Source organism: Accumulibacter sp. (assembly GCF_031732815.1).
Classification (GTDB): domain Bacteria; phylum Pseudomonadota; class Gammaproteobacteria; order Burkholderiales; family Rhodocyclaceae; genus Accumulibacter.
The window spans coordinates 23,971-45,469 of record NZ_JAVMKF010000017.1 but is presented as its reverse complement, the minus strand read 5'-3'; the positions used below and the strand labels follow the sequence as shown (position 1 = coordinate 45,469).

At 63.9% G+C, this 21,499-nt stretch carries 20 protein-coding genes; 6 read left to right on the top strand and 14 right to left on the bottom strand.

Annotated elements, in window-relative coordinates:
• Positions 1-48 precede the first annotated feature (48 nt).
• The 5 genes from RKP46_RS01405 to clpS form a co-directional block, all read right to left on the bottom strand.
• Entirely contained in the window at positions 49-1,206 is a 1,158-nt protein-coding gene (locus RKP46_RS01405; RefSeq protein WP_311104972.1) for a hypothetical protein, read from the bottom strand.
• Positions 1,207-1,294: 88 nt separating this feature from the next.
• On the bottom strand, positions 1,295-1,816 hold the full coding sequence (locus tag RKP46_RS01400) for an ankyrin repeat domain-containing protein (protein ID WP_311104971.1): 522 nt from the start codon (positions 1,814-1,816) through the stop codon (positions 1,295-1,297).
• Positions 1,817-1,830: 14 nt separating this feature from the next.
• Complete coding sequence (gene rraA, locus RKP46_RS01395; protein WP_311104970.1) at positions 1,831-2,328, bottom strand: ribonuclease E activity regulator RraA; 498 nt, start codon at positions 2,326-2,328, stop codon at positions 1,831-1,833.
• A gap of 88 nt (positions 2,329-2,416) precedes the next feature.
• Positions 2,417-4,675, bottom strand: coding sequence for an ATP-dependent Clp protease ATP-binding subunit ClpA (gene clpA, locus RKP46_RS01390; RefSeq protein WP_311104969.1), 2,259 nt, complete (start codon positions 4,673-4,675; stop codon positions 2,417-2,419).
• A gap of 2 nt (positions 4,676-4,677) precedes the next feature.
• Complete coding sequence (gene clpS, locus RKP46_RS01385; protein WP_311104968.1) at positions 4,678-4,986, bottom strand: ATP-dependent Clp protease adapter ClpS; 309 nt, start codon at positions 4,984-4,986, stop codon at positions 4,678-4,680.
• A gap of 249 nt (positions 4,987-5,235) precedes the next feature.
• Here clpS and RKP46_RS01380 point away from each other — a divergent pair, with 249 nt between their 5' ends.
• From RKP46_RS01380 to RKP46_RS01365, 4 genes are all read left to right on the top strand, one after another.
• Positions 5,236-5,439 (top strand): cold-shock protein, encoded by a 204-nt coding sequence (locus tag RKP46_RS01380; RefSeq protein ID WP_300333183.1) that lies wholly within the window; start codon positions 5,236-5,238, stop codon positions 5,437-5,439.
• Between the two features lie 85 nt (positions 5,440-5,524).
• Positions 5,525-7,165 (top strand): DNA recombination protein RmuC, encoded by a 1,641-nt coding sequence (rmuC, locus tag RKP46_RS01375; RefSeq protein ID WP_311104967.1) that lies wholly within the window; start codon positions 5,525-5,527, stop codon positions 7,163-7,165.
• A 4-nt stretch (positions 7,166-7,169) separates the two neighbouring features.
• Complete coding sequence (locus RKP46_RS01370) at positions 7,170-8,750, top strand: hypothetical protein (RefSeq protein WP_311104966.1); 1,581 nt, start codon at positions 7,170-7,172, stop codon at positions 8,748-8,750.
• 30 nt (positions 8,751-8,780) lie between these two features.
• Entirely contained in the window at positions 8,781-9,227 is a 447-nt protein-coding gene (locus tag RKP46_RS01365) for a secondary thiamine-phosphate synthase enzyme YjbQ (protein WP_311104965.1), read from the top strand.
• Between the two features lie 54 nt (positions 9,228-9,281).
• On the opposite strand, the gene RKP46_RS01360 is transcribed toward RKP46_RS01365, so the two are convergent.
• The 6 genes from RKP46_RS01360 to RKP46_RS01335 form a co-directional block, all read right to left on the bottom strand.
• Entirely contained in the window at positions 9,282-10,097 is an 816-nt protein-coding gene (locus RKP46_RS01360; protein WP_300333175.1) for a phosphate ABC transporter ATP-binding protein, read from the bottom strand.
• Between the two features lie 57 nt (positions 10,098-10,154).
• A complete protein-coding gene (locus RKP46_RS01355) occupies positions 10,155-10,970 on the bottom strand; it encodes an ATP-binding cassette domain-containing protein (RefSeq protein ID WP_311104964.1) in 816 nt (271 codons plus the stop codon).
• Positions 10,964-11,854 carry a phosphate ABC transporter permease PstA gene (gene pstA / locus RKP46_RS01350; RefSeq protein ID WP_300333170.1) on the bottom strand — a complete coding sequence of 297 codons (891 nt, stop codon included), beginning with the start codon at positions 11,852-11,854 and terminating at the stop codon, positions 10,964-10,966. The genes RKP46_RS01355 and pstA overlap by 7 nt, the downstream gene beginning before the upstream one ends.
• Before the next feature lie 3 nt (positions 11,855-11,857).
• Positions 11,858-12,805 (bottom strand): phosphate ABC transporter permease subunit PstC, encoded by a 948-nt coding sequence (gene pstC, locus RKP46_RS01345; RefSeq protein WP_311104963.1) that lies wholly within the window; start codon positions 12,803-12,805, stop codon positions 11,858-11,860.
• 1 nt (position 12,806) lies between these two features.
• Complete coding sequence (locus tag RKP46_RS01340) at positions 12,807-13,868, bottom strand: PhoU domain-containing protein (protein ID WP_311104962.1); 1,062 nt, start codon at positions 13,866-13,868, stop codon at positions 12,807-12,809.
• A gap of 78 nt (positions 13,869-13,946) precedes the next feature.
• On the bottom strand, positions 13,947-14,822 hold the full coding sequence (locus tag RKP46_RS01335) for a phosphate ABC transporter substrate-binding protein (RefSeq protein ID WP_311104961.1): 876 nt from the start codon (positions 14,820-14,822) through the stop codon (positions 13,947-13,949).
• 271 nt (positions 14,823-15,093) lie between these two features.
• Here RKP46_RS01335 and RKP46_RS01330 point away from each other — a divergent pair, with 271 nt between their 5' ends.
• Together RKP46_RS01330 and RKP46_RS01325 are read left to right on the top strand one after the other, a co-directional pair.
• Positions 15,094-16,677: an ATP-binding protein gene (locus RKP46_RS01330; RefSeq protein WP_311104960.1), complete on the top strand. Its 1,584-nt coding sequence runs from the start codon at positions 15,094-15,096 to the stop codon at positions 16,675-16,677.
• The gene (locus RKP46_RS01325; RefSeq protein ID WP_311104959.1) at positions 16,667-17,290 is read left to right on the top strand and encodes a response regulator; all 624 of its coding nucleotides are present in this window, start codon (positions 16,667-16,669) and stop codon (positions 17,288-17,290) included. Before RKP46_RS01330 ends, RKP46_RS01325 begins: the two co-directional genes overlap by 11 nt.
• A 19-nt stretch (positions 17,291-17,309) precedes the next feature.
• On the opposite strand, the gene RKP46_RS01320 is transcribed toward RKP46_RS01325, so the two are convergent.
• Genes RKP46_RS01320 through RKP46_RS01310 form a run of 3 tightly spaced genes read right to left on the bottom strand, consistent with a single transcriptional unit; the run spans position 17,310 to position 21,499 of the window.
• The gene (locus RKP46_RS01320) at positions 17,310-18,764 is read right to left on the bottom strand and encodes a potassium transporter TrkG (protein WP_311104958.1); all 1,455 of its coding nucleotides are present in this window, start codon (positions 18,762-18,764) and stop codon (positions 17,310-17,312) included.
• Between the two features lie 12 nt (positions 18,765-18,776).
• Positions 18,777-20,207 carry a Trk system potassium transporter TrkA gene (trkA, locus tag RKP46_RS01315; RefSeq protein ID WP_311098348.1) on the bottom strand — a complete coding sequence of 477 codons (1,431 nt, stop codon included), beginning with the start codon at positions 20,205-20,207 and terminating at the stop codon, positions 18,777-18,779.
• 35 nt (positions 20,208-20,242) lie between these two features.
• Positions 20,243-21,499 carry a response regulator gene (locus tag RKP46_RS01310; RefSeq protein WP_311104957.1) on the bottom strand — a complete coding sequence of 419 codons (1,257 nt, stop codon included), beginning with the start codon at positions 21,497-21,499 and terminating at the stop codon, positions 20,243-20,245.

Sequence of the window (21,499 nt, the reverse complement as noted above, 5' to 3'; positions counted from 1 at the left end):
CGCTGCCGCAAGCTGTACGCTATACGCGAGCAGGCAGGCGGCCGCCCGCTATCTGGTCCGTGCGCCAGGCGTGGTCTGGTAGGCGCCGGGCGACCATACGTCCGGGGCAATCGTCCGCGTCTGCAGCGGATGCACGTATTCGGCATCCGGTGTGAGCTCGACCTCGTCGATACGACCGGCCGGCGCCGCCGCGCCGCGCAGCGGCGAGCCTTCACGCAGGTGATAGAGCTCATCACCGCGGGATGCAGCGAGGTCGGCCGAAGTGCCGCTTGCGTTGCCGCGGCGGATGGCCTCGACTGAATCCAGCGTCATGCCGGGTCCGAGCAGCAGGTTGTTGATCAATACGCCGCTCACGCCTTTGCGCAAGTCGAGCGTGCGGACGCCTTGCGGCCGGTCGTTGACCAGCGTGTTGTGCGCGAGAAACAGCCGGTTGACCGGCCAGCGTGGGCCTTCGGCACCGATGCTGACGATCGTCGAGTTCTCGCTCGAACCGGCCTGCTGGATCAGGTTGCCGACGACGATCGCGCGGCCGCCGGAGGGGAATTCGAGTTCATAGCTCGCCTGGCCGCCCGTCTCGTCGGTCAGGCGGTTGTAGTAGATCCGGCTTTCTTTCGCGCGCGACTTGAGCAGGTGTCCGACGCGTGCGTGGTGGAAGTAGCTGCCGCGCACCTCGAGCAGTCCGATGGCACCAGCGTAGAGGTTGTGACTTTGCCCGTCTCCCGCTCCATTGTGGCCGAACTCGCTGCCGCGCACGGTCAGCGATATCCGTTCGTCGTTGGCGGTCAGAATGCCGTTTTCATTGTCGATGAAACGACAATCGACGACGACCAGCGCGCCGGCCTCGAGCCTGATTCCGGCACCATTGCGGTCCGGCACGCGGGTGCCGACGAACTCGATGTTCTCGATGTGCGCCTGCTCACCGCGCACGACGAATATCGCCTTGTTCTCGGCGGCAAAGCCCATGGCCAGGAGACGCGGCCGCCCGCCGACGCCGCGAATCGTGATGCGCTTCTGCTTCCACACGGCAACATCGCCGCGATACTCGCCGGCGACGACTTCGACCGTGTCGCCGTCTTGCGCGCGCATGGCCGCTTCGCTCAGCGTCCGGATCTCCTCAGCCGGCCCGACGCGCAGCGTGGCAGCAAGAGCGGGCACGGCGCACGCGAGGGCGAACAGCGTGCCAGCCAGAAACGTGGTTTTCCTCATCAAGGCCTCCAGCGCGATACGCCGGCAGCTTGCCGCGAGCACCCACCCAGCGGCGGTCGGCGCCGCCAGCAGCACGGAGCAGCCGTCGCTAGCGGTGCTTCTTGTCCATCTCGCGTGCCGCGCGCACCATGTCCGCGTCGAGCACAGCAGTGTCGGTACCGTAACAGCGAGGCATTTCGATTTCCTCGAAAACCGGCTGATCGGCGTCCGTCGCGCTCGGACTGGTCGTCGTGCCCGCCACCGAGCCGTACTGCTGGCCGCGCCAGCGAGCGATCATCAAGTCCTGTTCGCTCAGCCCGGTCTTCATTCCGGGCGGTACGACCGCGCCCAATTCGATCAATGCCTTGACGACATCGGTTCGGTTGCCGCGGATGGCCATTGAGAGCGGAGAAGTCGGCTGCGAGTTGTTTCCCACATTGACGCGCGCACCGCGGCTGACCAGTTCGCGGACGATATCGACGTAACCCATGAAACACGCGACGCCGAGCGGCAAACCGGGGTCGCCCCGCCCATCGTCGAGTTCGACCGGCGCGCCGGCGTCGAGCACGCGGCGAACATCGCCCAGACGGCCACTACGAATGGCCCGCAGCAGTTCGATGCCAGCGTTCACCAGCGATCCTCCTGCTAAACCGCCAGCCGGGCAGCGCTGACGATCACGCCATCGGCGTCAGCGTAGAGCCAGTCGTCAGGCCGGAAGACGACGCCGCCGAAACTCAGCGCCAGATTGCGTTCGCCAACGCCCTTCTTGATGCTTTTCAAGGGATGCGTGGCGAGTGCGAAGACGCCAAGATCGATGCCGCCGATGTCGTCGGAATCGCGAATGCAGCCATAGACGACGATTCCTTCCCACGCGTTCTTGTGCGCCAGCAGCGCCAGCTGATCGCCCACCAGCGCGCAGCGCAGCGAACCGCCGCCGTCGATCACCAGTACCTTGCCCTGGCCATTCTCGGCCAGCGCCTCGCGCACCAGGGAGTTGTCCTCGAACAGTTTGAGCGTGACGATCCGCCCGGCGAACGAGCGCCGGCCGCCATACGAGCGGAACATCGGGGCGACGACGCGGACGCTGCCGGCCGCCAGCTTGTCTTCGTGCTCGTCGAGCAGGTCAGGGGTCTTGAAAGTCATCTCGCTTCCTCCTGCCGGAATGTCCATCGATGAGGCGACGCAGCGCAGCAGGCGGGTTCACCGTGCGCAAACGGAATGGCAAACGCGTTCAACTGATCACCTCCGCCTGCTCTTCGAAGATCAGCTTGACCATGTTGTCCTCGCCGAGCGTCACGGTCACGTGTCCGCCGTTGGCCAGGCGCCCGAACAGCAGTTCGTCGGCGAGCGAAGCGCGGATCGTATCCTGGATCAGCCTGGCCATCGGTCTCGCGCCGAGCAAGGGGTCGAAGCCACGCGCCGCCAGATGTTCCTTGAGCTGGGGCGTAAACACGGCCTCGACCTTCTTTTCGTGCAGTTGGGCTTCAAGCTGCATCAGGAACTTGTCTACGACGCGCAGGATGACCTCGTGGTCGAGCGCGCGGAAGGAGATCGTCGCGTCCAGTCGATTGCGGAATTCGGGGCTGAAGATGCGCTTGATCTCGGCCATTTCGTCGCCCGCCTGGCGGGTCACGGCGAAGCCCATCGTTGCACGCTGGATGGCGTCCTGTCCGGCATTCGTCGTCATGATGATGATCACGTTGCGGAAATCGGCCTTGCGCCCATTGTTGTCGGTAAGCGTGCCGTGATCCATCACCTGCAGCAGGATGTTGTAGATGTCCGGATGCGCCTTTTCGATTTCGTCGAGCAGAAGGACGCTGTACGGCTTCTTGGTGATCGCCTCGGTGAGCAGCCCGCCCTGGTCGAAACCGACGTAGCCCGGCGGGGCACCGATCAGACGGGAAACCGCATGCCGTTCCATGTACTCCGACATGTCGAACCGCACCAGTTCGTTGCCCAGGCAGTACGCGAGCTGTTTGGCGACTTCCGTCTTGCCGACGCCGGTCGGGCCGGAAAACAGGAAGCAGCCGATCGGTCGGGTCGGGTTGCCAAGGCCGGAGCGCGCCATCTTGATCGCCCTGGCCAAAGCGTCGATCGCCGCATCCTGGCCAAAAACCACCGCACGCAAGTCGCGCTCAAGGTTGCGCAGATTGTTGCGGTCATCGCTCGAGACGTGCGTCGACGGGATGCGCGCGATCTTGGCGACGATTTCTTCGATATCGATCTTGCCAATCAGCTTCTTCTGCTTCGACTTGGGCAGGATGCGCTGCGCGGCGCCCGCCTCGTCGATGACGTCGATCGCCTTGTCGGGCAGGTGGCGGTCGGTGATGAAGCGCACCGAGAGCTCGACGGCCGAGGCCAGCGCGGCGTTCGAGTACTTGATCCCGTGGTGCGTCTCGAAGCGCGATTTCAGTCCACGCAGGATTTCAATCGCCTCGGCACTCGACGGCTCGTTGACGTCGATCTTCTGAAAACGGCGCGACAGCGCGTGGTCCTTTTCGAAGATGCCGCGATACTCGTTGTAAGTGGTCGCGCCGATACACTTCAACTGGCCGGTCGACAGCGCTGGCTTGAGCAGATTGGACGCGTCGAGCGTGCCGCCGGAAGCCGAACCGGCGCCGATCAGCGTGTGAATCTCGTCGATGAACAGGATCGCCTGGGGATTTTCGGTGAGCTGCTTGAGGACGGCTTTCAGGCGCTGCTCGAAGTCGCCGCGGTATTTGGTTCCGGCGAGCAGCGAGCCCATGTCGAGGCAGTAGACGTTGGCCTTGGCGAGAATCTCGGGGATCTCGCATTCGACGATGCGACGCGCCAGTCCTTCGGCAATCGCCGTCTTGCCGACACCCGCTTCGCCGACCAGCAAGGGATTGTTCTTGCGCCGCCGACAGAGCGTCTGGATTACGCGCTCGAGTTCCTGATCGCGCCCGATCAGGGGGTCGATCTTCCCCTGCAGGGCGAGCGCGTTGAGGTTGATCGTATAGGTTTCGAGCGGACCGGCCGAACCCGGCTGCTCGGCCTCGCTTTCGACCTCCTGTTCGTTGCGCGGTGCGTTCTGCGGTACCTTGCTGATCCCGTGCGAAATGAAGTTGACCACGTCAAGGCGGGTCACCCCCTGCTTCTGCAGATAATAGACCGCGTGCGAATCCTTTTCGCCGAAGATCGCGACCAGCACGTTCGCCCCGTTGACCTCCTTGCGGCCGGAAGACTGCACGTGCAGGATGGCGCGCTGAATGACGCGCTGAAAACCGAGCGTCGGCTGCGTGTCGATGTCGTCGTCACCGGCCACCGTCGGCGTGTGCTCGCCGACGAAACGAACGAGATCCTTGCGCAACTGGTCGATGCTGGCGCCACAGGCACGGATGGCTTCCGCCGCCGACGGATTGTCGAGCAGGGCAAGCAGGAGATGTTCGACCGTGATGAACTCATGCCGCTTCTGCCGCGCCTCGACGAAGGCCATGTGCAGGCTGACTTCAAGTTCTTGCGCAATCATTTTCAGTTCTCCTCCATGACGCACGCCAGCGGATGCTGGTTGCTCCGTGCGAAGGCCGTGACCTGCTCGACTTTCGTCGCTGCGACATCACGTGGATACGTTCCGCATACCCCCCGCCCCTCGGTGTGTACTTTGAGCATGATTCGCGTCGCCTGTTCGCGGTTCATGGCAAAGAACCTTTGCAGAACCGTGACGACAAAGTCCATCGGGGTGAAATCGTCATTCAGCAGCACGACCCGGTAGAGGGGAGGTGGCGTCAGTCTTGTACGTTTTGCTTCGAGTAGGGAGCCGTCCTGATGCTTCGTTGCCATGAGCTAATTCTAACCAGTCCTGGCGGATGCGCAATACCGCTTTCTTGTCCCTCGCGCCTGCGCGCCGGGCGCAGAGCGCAAAAAAGCTTGACGCATTACCCTCACTTAGCGTACAAAGACCGTATGTTTTTGATCGTGGCGCCCGTGGCCCCTTCACCGAGCGTGAATTTCGGCAGCAAACGCCTCCGGATTGAAAGCATGCATGTCGGGCACCGCCCGGGTTCAGTCTTTTTTCAAGGAAGTAGTAATATGGCAACAGGTACAGTGAAGTGGTTTAATGACGCCAAGGGCTTCGGCTTCATCACCCCAGATGATGGCAGCGAAGATCTCTTTGCGCATTTCTCCGCGATCGCCATGGGTGGATTCAAGACCCTCAAAGAGGGCGAAAAGGTTTCCTTCGACGTGACGCAGGGCCCGAAGGGCAAGCAAGCTTCGAATATCTCACGCGCCTGAACCTCTCAGGCACGCAATCAGGGACCCGCCTTTGGCGGGTTTTTTTTGCCCGCAGATGGGCGCAGGCGACCGATAGCTCAGACTCATGGACAGCCAATACCTTTACCTGATCAGCGCCGCCACCGGTCTTGCCCTCGGCATCGTGATCGCCTGGCTTCTCTTGCACGGACGCATTGCCGCGGCCGCCGAACAGGGTCGGGCCGAAGTGACGATAGACTTGGCCACGGCCAGCGAGCGGGCACGGGCCAGCGAGGCGGAGCTTGCCCGGCTGACCGCGGCGCACGCGGCAGTGAGCGCTCAGGCTGCCGACTGGCGAAATTCGCTCGACCTGGCGCGTGACGATCTGGCCATGCTGACCGAACGCGCCAGCCGGATTCCGGGGCTGGAGAGCAGGCTGGCCGGAGTCGAGGAAGGGCTGGCGGCAGCGCAACTGCACGCTGGTGAGTTGCGCGAACTGAACGGGCGCCTGAGCGCCGAGCTGAAGGCCGAGCGCGAGACGCTCGCCCGCCTGCGCGACGACTGGCAGAGCGAGCACGCACTACGCGGCCAGGCGGAAACCCGGGTCAGCGAACTGAGCACGGCGTTGGCCGAACTGAATACCCGCCTGGCCGCCGAGCGTAGTCAGGCGGAAGAAAAGCTTGCCCTGCTCGTCGCGGCCCGGGACGAACTTTCGAATCAGTTCAAGGCGCTCGCCAACGATATCCTGGAAGAGAAGGCAAGGCGCTTCGCCGAACAGAATCAGAGCAACCTCGGGCAGATCCTGGACCCGCTGAAGGAGCGCCTGAGCGAATTCAAGGCCAAGGTAGAGGAGATTCACAGCCAGGATACAGAGCAGAGAGCCACACTGCGCGCCGAGCTGGCGCAATTGAAGGACCTCAACCGCCAGATCACCGAGGAAGCACACGGCCTGGCCACGGCGCTCAAAGGACAGGCGAAGAAGCAGGGCAACTGGGGCGAACTTGTCCTCGGCAACGTGCTCGAACGTTCGGGTCTGCGCGAAGGCAGGGACTTCCGGCGCGAGCTGAGTTTTGCGACCGAAACCGGCCGCAGGCGCCCGGACGTCGTCGTCTATCTGCCGCAGGGCAAGCACCTGGTGATCGACGCCAAGGTTTCGCTGAACGCCTATACCCGCTACGTCAATGCGGATGAGGAAAACGAGCGTCAACGCGCTTTGCGCGAGCATATCGACGCCATAGCCAGCCGCATCGAGGAACTGGCACAGCGGACCTACTTCGATCTGCCCGGACTGAACACGCCGGAAATGGTTTTCATGTTCGTTCCGATAGAATCTGCTTTCGTCGATGCGCTGCGCGGGGATGAAAGCCTTTTCCAGAAGGCGATCGAACGCAACGTGCTGGTGGCTACACCGACGACGCTGCTCACCAGCCTGAACATCGTGCGCCAGCTATGGCGTTTCGAGGAACAGAATGCGCATACGGCCGAACTGGCCGACCGGGCCGGCAAGGTCTACCGCAAGCTGACCGGATTCCTGGCCAGCATGGAAGCAGTCGGCAGCCAGCTCGACAAGGCCAAGGATTCGTACCAGAAGGCGATGGGCCAACTGGTCACCGGCAAGGGCAATCTGATCAGTCAGGCAAAGGACTTCGAGCGGCTGGGCGTTTCGGTGCAGGCCGCCTTGCCGGAGCAACTGGTGGCGCGCGCGGCACTCGAACTCGAAAATCTGCCAACGCCCGACGACGACGAAGCGGCAACGACACCAGCATGAAAGGATGAACGACTTGAACGCGCTCGTGCGGGAGACCGAACGATCGGAGGAAACGCCGATCTCCGACCGGGAGTTTGCCGGTCTGATCGGCCGGATCGGCCGGCCGCTGCTCGAGCTCGCCGACGGACTGACGAACACGCAGCCGGCCGAACCGATGCTGACGCGCCCGCTGATCGGCCGACTGCTGCTGGAGTCGAGACAGATCGAGGCGCTGCTGGACGAGTACGGGGCGTGCCAGAATCGCCAATGGAGCCGCTTTCGTTCGCTGATCGCGGCGCTGAAGAACATGGCTCGCATCGGCGAGGTGCTGGCCTACATTCGACGGCGTCTGCCAGCCTACCGCCTGCTGCAGGTGCACAGCGATTTTGCTGCGGCGAGCGACGAGCGGCTACGGCTGGTGAGCGCGGCGATTGCCTGGATCGCCGCCCGCCTGCTCGACGAAGCGCGGCAACTCGGCATGGCGCCGGACGAAAACGCGTCGCTGCTGACGGACTTTGCGGAACGCCTGCCACCTGGTCGGCTGGCGCGCACCTGCGCCGAGCGTACGGGCGGCGATCCGGCGAGCACGGTCACCCATCTGGCCACCGAGTTCCTCAATCTGGCGGCCGAGGCCGACTGGCTGAGCAGTGCCGCGCAACTTGCACCGGCGGAGTACGGCAGTTGTTTCCCCGACCCGGTCAGCGAGGAGCGCCTGCGTCAGCTCACCTTCCGCTTCCACAGTCTGCAGTCGCTCTACGACACGCACGTCGCAGCGACGGGAATCGAGACCTCCGACGCCGAACTGCCGATCCTGCGCGGCCACGCGACGGTCGTCTACCACCTGCTCGACCTCGCCACCGACCTCGCCCATTACTACGAGCGGCACATCGGCCCGCCTTGCCGCGAAGCAGCGGCAAGGCAAGCCCCGCTCGTCGATCCCGAACTGATCATGGCGACGCTGTTCGGCTACGCGCTGGCCTTCGCCAGCGACTACCTGGCGGGCGGGCAAAGCATCTGCCGGGACATCCTGCGCCGCTACGCCGAGTTGGCCGAGCTGCAGGTGCCGGTACCGACCTACCGTGGCTTCCATGTGCGTCCGTCCAATCTTGTCGCGCGTATCGTCGCGCACTACGGAAGCGAGGTCGTGATGGATCTTGGCGGTACACGCTTCGATGCCGCTTCGCCTTTTGAGCTCTTTCGCGCCAACGAGACGATCAACGCCGGCAAGCGCCGCTGGCTGGCCGGGGAGATCGCCCGCGTTCGCCCTCCCGGCGAGGCGAGCAAGCCGGCGGACACGGCCGATGCCGTGCGCACAGTGATTCAGCAACTGGCCGGCGAGGGAAGGGTCGTGCTCTACCGTCAGCCGCTGCAGTTTTCGCCCGGGATTGGTCAGCGCGCGGGCGGCGTGCTGGAGAATGCAACGGCCGAGATCGCCCACCTGCAGGCGACCGGCCAGCTCGACATCAGGACCGATCTGACGGTAACTTTCATCGGCGACCGGCGCGTCCTGGCTGACCTCGACCTGCTCGCCCGACACGGCTATGGCGAAGACGCTTTCGGCAACAATGTCACCTTGCCGAGCGCGCTCGCCTACCTGCGGCGCTAGCCCGGCGGACCCACAGGCGCGGAGGAAGCGATGAACACGACGCACCATCGACTCGAATTAGCCACCCGTCGGCGTGAGGAGCTGATCGACCTGAGCGACCAGGTGCGCGCCGCCGTACGCGCCAGCGGCGTCGTCGACGGTCTCGTTTGCGTCTATGCGCAGGGCGCCACGGCGGCGATGATGATCCAGGAAAACTGGGATGAATCGGTGCAGACCGATGTCGTCGATCTGCTTGCCAAGCTGATTCCGCGCGGCGTCTGGCGGCACGATCAGCAGGACGGCAACGGCGACGCTCATCTCAAGGCGGGGCTGGTCGGTCCGTCGGTGACCATCCCGCTGATCGATGGACGCCTCGGCCTGTCGCGCTGGCAGAACATCTTCTTCTGCGAGTTCGACGGTCCACGGCACGACCGCCGGGTACTGGTCAGCATCGTCGGCGATCGCCCGCTGCCACCGGCGGATCGCGCGCAGGCGTAAGCCGGCCCGGCAACAGCCCGAGTGCGCCGGGCGGAAGCGCTGGACGAGCCCTGCCTAACCGTAACGCCCTTCGATGTAGTCGGCGGTCTCCCGATGCTGCGGGGTAACGAAGACCTGTTCGGTGGGCGCGTGCTCGACCACCCGGCCCATCAGCATGAATACGCACTCCTCGCTGGCCCGCCGTGCCTGCGCCATGTTGTGCGTGACGATCAGGATCGTATACTCGCCGCGCAGTTCCCAGAGCAGCTCCTCGACCGCCTCGGTGCCCTTGGGGTCGAGCGCCGAGCAGGGCTCGTCCATCAGGAGGATTTTCGGCTTCACCGGCAGCAGGCGAGCAATGCACAGCTTCTGCTGTTCCTCCAGCGAAAGCTCGGTCGCCCTGCGCCGCAGGCGGTCCTTCACCTGATCCCAGAGAAGGACCTGGCGCAGCGACTGCTCGACGATTTCGTCCGCCGTTCCCTGCACCACGTCTCCGCCGCCCTTGGCGTGCAATCGGTGGCTGAAGAGGATGTTGTCGCGAATCGAAATGGGCAGGGGATTCGGTCGCTGGAAGACCATGCCGACCTGCTTGCGAACCTGCACGAGTTCGACCTGCGGAGCGTAGATGTTTTCGTTCATTACGTGCACGCTGCCTTCGATGCGCACGTAGCCCAGGCGCTCGTTGATCCGGTTGACGCTGCGCAGGAAGGTGCTCTTGCCGCAACCGGAAGGGCCGATCATCGAGGTGATCAGGCCTTCCCGGATGCGCAGATCAACGTCGTACAGCGCCTGAAAGGTGCCGTACCACAGGTTAAGCTTTTCGCTGGCGATAGCATGGCGGCCATGCGAGGGAAGGGGCTGCAGCAGGGCAGCATTCGGTTCAGTGTTCATCGTCGATCGGGTCCTTGCGGAGCAATGCCGTGCGCGGTGGCGGGCGGTGTGGGTTGGCTAGCCAAAGCGCCCCTCGACATAGTCGCGGGTACGCTGGTCCTTTACCTCGCCGGTGAAGAGATCTTCGGTGATGCCGATTTCGACGCACTCGCCAGCGAGGAAGAACGCCGTGCGATCGCCCAGGCGGCGCGCCTGCTGCACCAGGTTGGTGACCAGGATGATCGTCACTTCCCGACGCAAATCCTTCAGAACGTCCTCGATGCGCATCGTCGTTACCGGATCGACAGCAATCGAGAACTCGTCGAGCATCAGCAGATCGGGCTCCTGCGAGAGCGCGCGGGCGATCGTCAGGCGCTGTTGCTGACCGCCCGAGAGCAGGCTGCCGAGTGCGTGCAGGCGATCTTTCACCTCGTCCCAGAGCGCCGCGCGCGTCAGGCAGCGCTGGACGATCACGTCGAGCTCGGCCTTCTCGCGGATGCCGCGCAGGCGAGGCGAAAGGGCAACGTTGTCGTATACGGTCATCGGCAGACCGACCGGCAGCGGAAAGACGACCCCGATCCGGCTGCGCAGCGCGTAGACGTTCTTCAGGTGGCGGGTGTCCAGACCATTGAAACGGATCTCGCCGTCGACCTGCATCCCCGTGGTAAACACGTCCATGCGGTTGATCGCCTTGAGGAACGAGGTCTTGCCGGCGTTGGCCGGGCCGATGATGCCGAAGATCTCGTGCTCACGGATCGACAGCTTGACCTTGCGCAGCGCCACCGTGCTGCCGTAGCGGATCGTCAGGTCGTTCACTTCGAGCTTGTTCGGCGCTCTGGCAACCGCCGCCAGGGCGCCGTCGGTGGCCGCTGCCGGCCCCGCGAGTTCTACCATTTCTTTTTCCCCCTCAGCCACATGCGGAATGCGATCGAAACGCTGTTCATGGTCAGAACGAGCCCGATGAGGACCAGGGCGACGCCGAAGGGAAGCTCTTCGGCAATCCCGGGAACCTGCGTGGCCACGACGAACAGGTGAAGCGAGAGCGCCATCGTCTGGTCAAGGACGCTGTGCGGCAGGAAGGGCGTGAAGAAGACGGCACCGGTGAACATGATCGGCGCGGTTTCGCCGGCGGTGCGCGACACTTCTAGGATGACGCCGGTGAGTATGCCGGTGATCGAGTTGGGCAGAACGACGCGGCGGATCGTCTGCCAGCGTGTCGCTCCCATATTCCAGCAAGCCTCGCGGAAGGCGGGCGGGACAGCCTGCAGCGACTCGCGCGTGGCGACGATGACCACCGGCATCGTCATCACCGCCAGCGTCAGGCTGGCGGCCAGGATGCTGGTGCCGAACTTGAAGAAGAGGACGAAGGCGCCGAGGCCGAAAAGCGCGTGAACGATCGACGGGACACCAGCCAGGTTGATGATCGCCAGGTTGATGATCCGCGTGAACCAGTTGTCGCCGGCGTACTCGCTCAGGTAGATGGCCGCGAAAACGCCGATGGGCACCGAGAGCAGGAGGGCGACGGTGACCAGCCAGACAGTGCCGAGCAGCGCCGGGAACAGGCCGCCGCTGCGCATGCCGTCGGTCGGCGCGGTAAATAGGAACTCCCAGGAGATCGCGCCGCCCCCCTTGACGAGCAGTGTCGCGAGGATGAGCAGGACGGGCGTGATGAGAAGCAGCGTCATGAGCCCGAAGAGCAGCCGGAAGCGCTGCTGGACGCGGGCGTTGCGCTGGTTCAGGTCGCTCGCCTGAAAGAGCGCTGGGTTGGCAGTGGTCATGGCTTAGCCCTTGCGTATGCCGCGCACGATCAGATCGGCGCTCAGGTTGATGATGAAGGTGATCAGGAAGAGAAAGATTCCAATCGTGAACAGCACCTGATAGTGCTCGCCGCCGACGACGGCTTCACCCAGCTCGGCGGCGATCGTCGCGGTCAGCGCGCGCACCGAATCGAACAGACTGTCCGGGATGTTGACCGCGTGACCGGTGGCCATCAGGACGGCCATCGTTTCGCCAAAGCCGCGACCGACACCGAGCAGGACGCCGCCCAGCAGACCGTTCCTGGCCGCCGGCAGGACGACCTTGTAGACCACCTGCCAACGTGTCGCGCCCATTGCCTCGGCCGCCTCGCGGTAGCGGTCGGGAACAGCCTTGAGCGCATCCTCGGCGATCGAGGTCATGATCGGCGCCGCCATCAGGCCGAGAATGATTCCGGCGTTGAGCACACAGAGACCGACCGGGATATCGAACCACTTGATCAGCAGCGGATTCATGATGACCAGGCCGATGAAACCCCAGACCACCGACGGGATGGCGGCGAGGAGTTCGACGAGCACCTTCAAGGCCTCGCGTGTCTTGCCGCTGGCGAACTCGGCGATAAAGATCGCCGCGCCGAGCGAGAAGGGTACGGCGACGAGCATGGCCAGCCCGGTGACGCTGGCCGTGCCGGCGATCAGCGCCAGGATGCCGTACTCCGGATCCTCGGCGTCGCTCGGCGACCAGTACGGGGTAAGAAAGAACTCGCGGAAATCCAGCTTGGTAAAGATGAAGCCGATGCCTTCCTTGGTGACGAAGAAGAAGATGCCCAGGACGAAAAGGATGGCCGATATGCCGCAGACGAAGACGACGGCGGCAACCAGTTTGTCGATGTACCAGTCCGCGTCGCGGCGATCGAAGCCGGCGAGGGGACGGGCAGCAGCACGGTGCGCCAGCGTCGGTGAGCGAGTCGTCATGTCAGTCGCTCTCCTCGCCGCGCAGCGTCGCCATCAGCCGGTTGACCAGCGCCGAGACTTCGCGCGTCAGCGGTCGCAGGTCGGCGTCCTCGCCGGGACTCTGCGCGAGCCGCCACTCGAGCGCCACCGTATGGAAGGGAATCTGCTCGACGTACGAACTCACCGGCCCCTGCAGGCTGACGATGAGCTGGTAGCTGGCGAGCTCCTGATGATGGCGGCCCAGCGCCTGCGGCTGGTGGCGGGCGAGGTCTATGCCCACTTCCTGCAAGGCGGCCAAGGTGTGTGGCGTACACACCCCGGCGCGACGCCCGCGGCTGTGGTACTCGCCAAACTGGGCAAAGTTCTTGCGCGCGATCGCTTCGGCGAGCGGGCCGAGCAGGCTGTTATCCTCATCCAGAAAGAGGATACGATGGAACTTGGGGCCGCGGCCCTCGCCGGTCACCGCATAGACTGCGTCCTCGCAGATGTTTTTCGCCTGATCGGAAACCCTTTCCAGCGAATTGAATACGGTCAGGTAGGCGAATAGATCCTGGACCTTGAAGTCGTCGCGCGCGGCGAGCAGATCGACGAAGGCCATGTCGAAGGTTCTTTCGACCTGATCGGCGATGTTCATCGTCGCCCTCGCCTGATCGGCGTTGCCCTCGACGAACGCGGTGACGGCCTGCTGCAGCATCTGGCGCGATTCACCCGCCATCAGCTCGATCTCACGCGCCATCGTTCCCTGCGGGCGGGCCAGGCGGACGGCTTCGCGACAGATGGTGACCGCGTAGTCGCCGACCCGCTCGAGCGCGACATTGGCGTGAATGACCGCCGACATCAGGCGCAGGTGCCCACCACTCGGCAGGTGCACGCCGATGAACGCGTTGCACATCCGGTCGAGCTCGTTGCTTACCGCGTTGACCCGGTTGTCGGCGAGGATGGTTGCGTAGGCCAGCGGGTCGTCGTCGGCGAGCAAGGCATGCACCGCGTCGGTCAGTGCGCTTGCCACCTGGCTGGCAAGCAAGGCCAGTTGCTGGCGGATCTTCGACAGGTCTTTCTCGATACGTTCTTCGTAATGACTCATTGCGACTTTTTCCTCAGGCGCAGAAACTCGGGCTTGCCGCGGACAGGAGTGGACGGCCGGCAGCCGCCGGCCAGGGGACTACTTGCAAGTGGTCTTCTTGATCGGTGCGTAGCCTTCCTTCTCGATGATGCACTGACCGGTATTGCTCTTGATCCAGTCCAGGTACTTCTTGACCTCGCCGGCTGGTTCGCCATTGGTGTACATGAAGAGGGGACGGGCGATCGGATACGTGCCGTCGAAAGCGGTCTGTTCGGTCGGTTTGATGCAGGGCTTGCCGGCCGCCGAGGCGACGCAGAGCGCCTTCATGTGGTCGGTGACGTAGGCCAGCCCGCTGTAGCCAATCGCGCAAGGCGTCTTCTCGACCAGGTCGGCGACGTCCTTCGAGCCGTGCATGTCGAGCGTGCCCTGGCGGAACTTGCCCTTCTCGCCGAGCACCGCCTCACGGAAGTAGGCGTAGGTACCGGAGTTGTTCTGTCGGCTGACGACGACGATGTCGCCTTTGCACCCGGGTATCGTGATCCCCAGGTCACTCCACTTGCCGGCCCCACCGTCGCGCCCATAGATGCGTGCCAGATCGCTCAGCGTGATCGAGTTGCCGGGGAAGTTCTTGTGCACGAAAATGGCCAGGGCGTCATAACCGATGATGTGCTCGACCGGTTGCCGTCCCTTGGCCTGCGCTTCCTTGATCTCCTTCTCCGACATCTTGCGGCTGGAGTTGGCGATGTCGACCGTGCCATTGATCATCGCGGCAATGCCGGTGCCGGAACCGCCGCCGGAAACGGCCACGGCCACCTTGGGATTCAGCTTGCCGTACTGTTCGGCGAGGGATTGTGCCGCGTTGACCAGAGTGTCCGAACCCTTGTTCTGGATCTCGGTTCTGGCGGACGCGCTGGTCGTGGCGAGCGCGCCGAGCGTGAGGACAACAATCTTGCGCAGCTTCGGATGAAGGGTCATCTCTGGTCTCTCCGGGTGGGTAATCGGTCGTCGTCTGATTCGTCTGGTGGTGACATGCGGGACGATCATGGCAGCTTCCGGCAGCGCTGAAAATTCGGGCAACAACGTAAGCGATACGCACACCCGCGAAAGACGCCGGCGGGCTGCGCGAAGCGCGCGATGACGCGCATCGCAGGGCCGACGTAAGGGATTACCTTACGTCTTTCTCCGCATACCCAAAGCCTTGCCGGGCAGGCACAATAGGCGCTCGATCAACTCGCCAGGGCTCACTGTGCCAAGATCAGCGATTCGGCCTCTCGGTTGGCGCGACGCTTTTCTGCTCGTTTTCGGCTATCTCGCGCTCGACTGGGCAAGCCACATCCACTTCCTGCACGGACTCGATGTCACGCCATGGAGTCCGGCCCCGGCATTGGGCCTGCTTTTCCTGGTTCGCCACGGCAAGCAGGCCGCGCCACCACTGGCCCTGGCGATTCTCGCCGCCGACGCCTGGACGCGCGAGCTTGCGCTGCCCGGGCTGCTTGCCGTCGGCCTGGCGCTCCAACTGACTGCCGGATACTGGCTGACCGCACACATTCTTCGGCGCCGATTGGGCAGCAAGGGCTTCTTCGTCGATCGTCGGGGTCTGATCGACTGGGTGATGATCGCCGTCGTCGGTACCCTCATCAACGGTCTCTTGTTCGTCGCCGGCCTGACTCTCGGCGGATATCTGCCACTCGCAGCGGCAAGCAAGGCGCTGCTGCCCCACCTGCTCGGTGACGTAGTGGGCGTCCTGATCTCGATGCCGCTGCTCGCCATGCTGCTCGACACGCGCGGTCGAGCGCGCTTGCGCCGCCTGCTGCTTGGCCGCGAATCGCTCAGTCTGCTGACTACCGGCGGCGCCCTCTCCTTCACCTTCGTCGCCGGCGAGATGACCGAGTTCAAGTACTTCCCGGTGCTCTTCCTGCCGATCGCCTGGGCCGCCGCCCGGCAAGGGCTGGCCGGTGCCGTGCTGACCGTCGGCCTGACGCAGGTAGGCATCGTCCTCGCCTCGCGCCTGCTCGGCTTCTCCTGGTTCATCCAGTTCGAACTGGAAGTCCTGGTGCTCGTTCTCGCGCTGGCGGGTTACTTCATCGGCATTGTCGTCGACGAGAAGCAGCGCTTGAGCGCCGAACTGCAGCAGACGCTGCGCCTGGCCGCGGCCGGCGAAATGGCCGGGGCCTTGTCGCACGAACTGCACCAGCCGCTGACCGCGCTGCTCGCCTACACGCGCGCTTGCCAGCAGTTGCTCGCCCAGGGGGAGAACGGCCAAAGGCTGTTCGACGTGATCGATCGCGTGGTTGCCGAATCGCAGCGCGCGGCCGATGTGGTCAGCCGACTGCGCGATTTCTTTCGTACCGGGACGACCCGGCTCGAACGCATCGGGCTGCGCGAATTGCTTGCCTCGGCAGTCACTCGTTTTTCGACACAGGCCAGGCAGCAGGGCGTCGAGCTCCGGCTGCTTGCGACGCCTGCCTGTGCGCTGTGGGCCGATCGCCTGCAGTTGGAAGTGGTACTGCGCAACCTGCTGGCCAACGCCTTGGAGGCAACCGCCGAACGACCGCTGGCGGCGCGGCAGGTACGCGTTTCAGCAGAACACGATAGCGCCGGACGCGTCTGTATCACGGTCGAAGACAGCGGACCCGGCGTTTCGGAGGAAATGGTGGAACATCTGTTCGAAGCGTTTCATTCATCCAAGGCGAGCGGGCTCGGCCTCGGACTGGCGATCAGCCGCGCAATCGTCGAGGCGCACGGCGGCAGCCTGTGGGCTGAGGTGGGCGATCGCGGCGTGTTCAGGCTGCTTCTTCCCGTCGAGGAGGGCAGCGCGCATGCCGCCTAGTACCAATACGGTGTTTATCGTCGAGGACGATCAGTCCGTACGCGATGCGCTCGGCCTATTGCTTGGTCTGCAGGGTCTTGCCGTGACGCTGTTTGCCGACGCCGAGAGCTTCCTGGCGGCGCGCCGGGCGGACTGGTACGGCTGCCTGCTGCTCGACATCCGCATGCCTGGAATGGACGGACTCAGCCTGCAGAAGCGCTTGGCCGAAAGTGGCTGCCTGTTGCCGGTGATCGTGATGACCGGCCATGGCGACGTCGAATCGGCGCGCCAGGCCTTTCGCAGCGACGCGGTCGATTTTCTCGAAAAGCCGATCGATCACGACCGCCTGCTGGCGGCGATCGCGGAAGCGTTCGCCCGCCAGCACCAGCGGCGCGACGACCACGATCGCCACGCCAGTGCCGCTGCCCTCCTCGCAGGCCTGACGCCGCGCGAGCGCGAAGTGATGGCCCTGGTCGTCGCCGGCCGGCACAACCGGGAGATCGCGCAGGCGCTCGATATCAGTCCGCGCACGGTGGAAGTGCACAAGGCCCGCCTGCTGGCCAAGTTGCAGGTGGGCAGCATTGCCGATCTGGTGCGGCTGAGTCTGCAGGTGAGCGGGCAGGCGGCCGGCTGAGTCGCACACGCCGGCCACGCTACCTGCGCCAGAACGCCGGAGTCAGGACGACGAGCAGGGTGAAGATCTCGAGGCGGCCGAGGAGCATCGCGGCGGTACACACCCAGGTCTGGAAATCGGTGAGCACGGCGAAATTGGTCGCCGGCCCGACCTGGCCCAAGCCCGGTCCGGTATTGTTGATGCTGGCGATGACCGCCGAAAGCGCGGTAATGATCTCCAGTCCGGAAAACGACAGGAGCAGCGTCATCGAGACGATGCAGACCATATAGACGAAGCCGAAGGCGAGCACGGCGAAGAGAATGTTCGGGGGAACGACTTCCTTGCCGATTCGTATCGGATGGACAGCGTTGGGGTGCATCGCGCGCAGCAGTTCGCGGTAGACCTGCTTGTAGAGGACGATCGCCCGGATCATCTTGATGCCGCCGCCGGTGGAACCGGCGCTGGTCGCGAAGCTGCACAGAAAGAGCATCCAGAGCGGTGCGAAAAACGGCCACAGGGCGTAGTCGGTGTTGGCAAAGCCGGTCGTCGTCGCGATCGACACGACGTTGAACGCGGAAAAGCGCAAGGCTTCGACGAAGGTCGGGTAGACCGCGTGCACGTCGAGATAGATGGCAATTCCGATGACGCTGCCGACCGTCACCAGGATGAACATGCCGGCTTCCGGATCGCTGGCGTACGGCCGCAGCGAGCGCCCGGAGAGCGCGATGTAATGCGTCGCGAAGTTGCAGCCGGCGATCAGCATGAAGGCGATGCTGACCGCCTCGATCGCCGGCGAGTCGAAGTAGCCGAAACTCGCGTCGTGGCTGGAGAAGCCACCCAGTCCCATGGTCGCGAACATGTGCATGATCGCGTCGAGCCAGGTCATCCCGGCCCATTGGTAGCCCAGCACGCAGGCAATCGAGATCAGCGTATAGACGACCCACAGCCCTTTCGCCGTCTCGGCAATGCGCGGCGTCATCTTGGAATCCTTCATCGGTCCGGGGGTTTCCGCCTTGAACATCTGGCGGCCGCCGATGCCGAGCAAGGGGAGGACGGCGACGGCGAGAACGATCAGACCCATGCCGCCCAGCCAGACCAGTTGAGTGCGCCAGAAGTTGAGCGAGACCGGCAGCTTGTCGAGTCCCTCGAAAACCGTTGCGCCGGTCGTCGTCAAGCCCGACACCGCCTCGAAATACGCGTCGGTAAAGCTCGCATTGAGTTGGATGATCAGCGGCAGCGAGGCATACACCGGCAGCACCGTCCACACCAGTGCGACCATCAGGAAACCGTCGCGGATCGTCAGGTCGCGCTTTTCGCGCCGGGTTGCGTACCAGAGGCCGAGACCGCTGCCCAGGGTGAGCAGGACGGCTTCGTCGAAAGCGCTTTCGGCACCGTCGTGCAATGCCCAGGAAAGCGCCCAGGGGACGAGCATCGTCAGGCCAAACATGAAGATGACCAGAGAGAGAACCCGGATGACCGGATAGTAGCGTTTCATGGCAGCCTTGACTCAGAAGAAGTGGAAGCCGACGGCAAACAGCTTCTCCACCTGTTTGACGACCTTCTTGTCCAGACAGAAGACGATGACGTGATCGTCGGTCTCGATGACGACATCGCTGTGCGCGATCAGCACGCGTCCCGCGACCTTCTTCTTGGCCAGACCGAGGAAGCCGACATCGCGGCTCTTGTCGAGGTCACGCACGATCGCGGCGATGAATGCGCCCGGGATCGTCGGCAGTTCGCTGACCCGTCGACCAACCACCTTCGAGTTCTTGCGATCACCGTGCGCAACGACTTCGAGCGCCTCGGCCGCGCCGCGCCGCAGGCTGTGCACCTGCGCCACGTCGCCATGCCGGACATAGGTCAGCAGGCGGCCGATCGATACCTGCGCCGGGGAAATCGCGATGTCGATCGGCCCACCCTGGACGAGTTCGGCGTAGGCTCGCCGATTGATCAGCGCGACGACGCGCTTGCACGCCATCCGCTTGGCCAGCGACGCCGCCATGATGTTGTCTTCGTCGTCGTTGGTCAGGGCGAGGAACAGGTCCATCTCGTCGATGGCCTCCTGTTGCAGCAGGTCCTCGTCAGTGGCGTCGCCATGCAGGACCAGCACCGACTGCAATGAGGTGGCGACCAGTTCCGAGCGCCGCCGGTCGATCTCGATCACCTTGACCTCGCACTTGTTCTCCAGCGACTGCGCGACGCGCAGACCGATGTTCCCGCCACCGGCGATCATCACCCGGCGAACCGGTTCGACCGAACCGCGCAGCTCGCGCATCACCGGGCGGATGTGCTCCTCGGCGGCCAGCACGAAGACTTCGTCGCCGTCTTCGATCATCGTGTCGCCGGTGGGTGTGATTGCGCGGTCGCGCCGATAAATCGCGGCGATCCTTCCGTCAACCTCCGGCGACAGATGGTTGCGCATCTCGCGTATCGGACTGCCGACGAGCAAACCGCCGGCAAACGCGCGCACCGCGACGAGCACCAGCCGCCCGGCGCCGAAGCTGAGCACCTGCAGCGCTTCGGGAAAATCGATCAGCCGCGTGATGTATTCGGTAATGACCTGCTCCGGGCAAAGCGCGTAGTCGACAGCAAAATTCGCCGGCGAAAGCAGCGTTTCGCTGTCCAGAAAGTCGTGCGCGCGCAGACGGGCGATGCGCGCCGGAACGTTGAATACGCTCTGCGCGACCTTGCAGGCGACCAGATTGGTCTGGTCGCTTTGCGTCACGGCAATCAGCAGGTCGGCGTCTTCCAGGCCGGCGCTGGCAAGAACCGAGGGATAGGCGGCGTTGCCGATCACTGTCCGCAGGTCGAGCCTGTCCTGCAGGTTGGCCAGGCGATCGTGGTTGTTGTCAACGACGGTAATGTCGTTGTTCTCGGACGAAAGACTTTCGGCAACGCTGGCACCAACCTGGCCAGCGCCGAGAATGACGATGCGCATTTCCTGGCTCCCCCTGTGGAACTGATGACGGCCGGTCAGTCGCGCTCGTCGCTACGCCGACCGATGTTCAAGCCGAGCTGCCGCAGCTTGCGATAAAGATGCGTCCGTTCCAATCCGGTTTTTTCGGCCAAACGCGTCATGTTACCGCGCTCGCTGCGCAAGTGGTACTCAAAGTAGAGGCGCTCGAAGCCTTCGCGTGCGTCGCGCAGAGGCTGTTCGAAGAACGTGGCGGCGAGCGGCGAGCCAGCGTCATCGGCTTCGCGATGCAGCACGCGTTGTACGTCTTCGCTGGTGATTTCCTCTTCGAGCGCAGAAAGCGCCAGGTTTTTCACGACGCTGAGCAGTTCGGCCCACTCGCCCTGCCAACGGTGCAGGCGGAGAAGATTCAGCGCACCGCTCGACAGATGTCGGAGGGGAACTTCGCCACGTTCGGCGAGATGCGCCAGCAACATCGTGGCGATCTCCGGAACGTCGTCGGCGTGCCCCGAAAGCTGCGGTAGCGTCACCCAGACTTCGGCCAGCCGATTGACCAGCACCGGATCCCAACCGCTTTCGATGAGCGCCGTCGGCGAACGTGAAGACGCCGCGATCATCTGCAGACTGTGTCGCTCAAGGCGCTCCAGGGCAAAGACCAGGTTCATCTGTTGCAGCTTGCCAGACTGGGCGAGGTCGGCGACGAAGACAATTCCACCGCTGCTGTTGTGCAGCATCTCCTGCGTCAGCGGCGAGCTCAGATTCGAGAGATCGAGCCAGGGCGTCCGGTGCGACTGCAGCGTGCGCGCACAGATCTCGGCGATCCCGCCGGAAGTGCTCTTCAAGAGAAGGACCGAGGTCTTCGCGGCAGCCTGCTCAAGCCGCCGCTTGAGGTCTTTCAGGAGAGGTGAGCGCGCGAAGGCGTCGAGCGTCAGGGGCTTCTTCTGGAGGACCGCCTCGTGCTTCAAGGCCTTCTTCACGGTCGCCAGCAGCTTCTGCAAGGCAATCGGTTTCTCGAGAAAATCGGTGGCGCCAATGCGTGTCGCTTCGACCGCCGAATCGATCGTGCCGTGTCCGGACATCATCACCACCGGCATCGTCAACTGGCCGTTTGCCGACCATTCCTTGAGCAGCGAAATGCCGTCGGTATCCGGCATCCAGATGTCGAGCAGGACGAGGTCGGGCCGCTTGTCGGCGCGTAGTCGGCGCGCCGTCGCAGCGTTTTCTGCCAGCCAGATGGAATGCCCTTCATCAGCGAGAATTTCGGACAGAAGTTCACGGATTCCTACTTCGTCGTCGACGATCAGTATCTGCGCCAT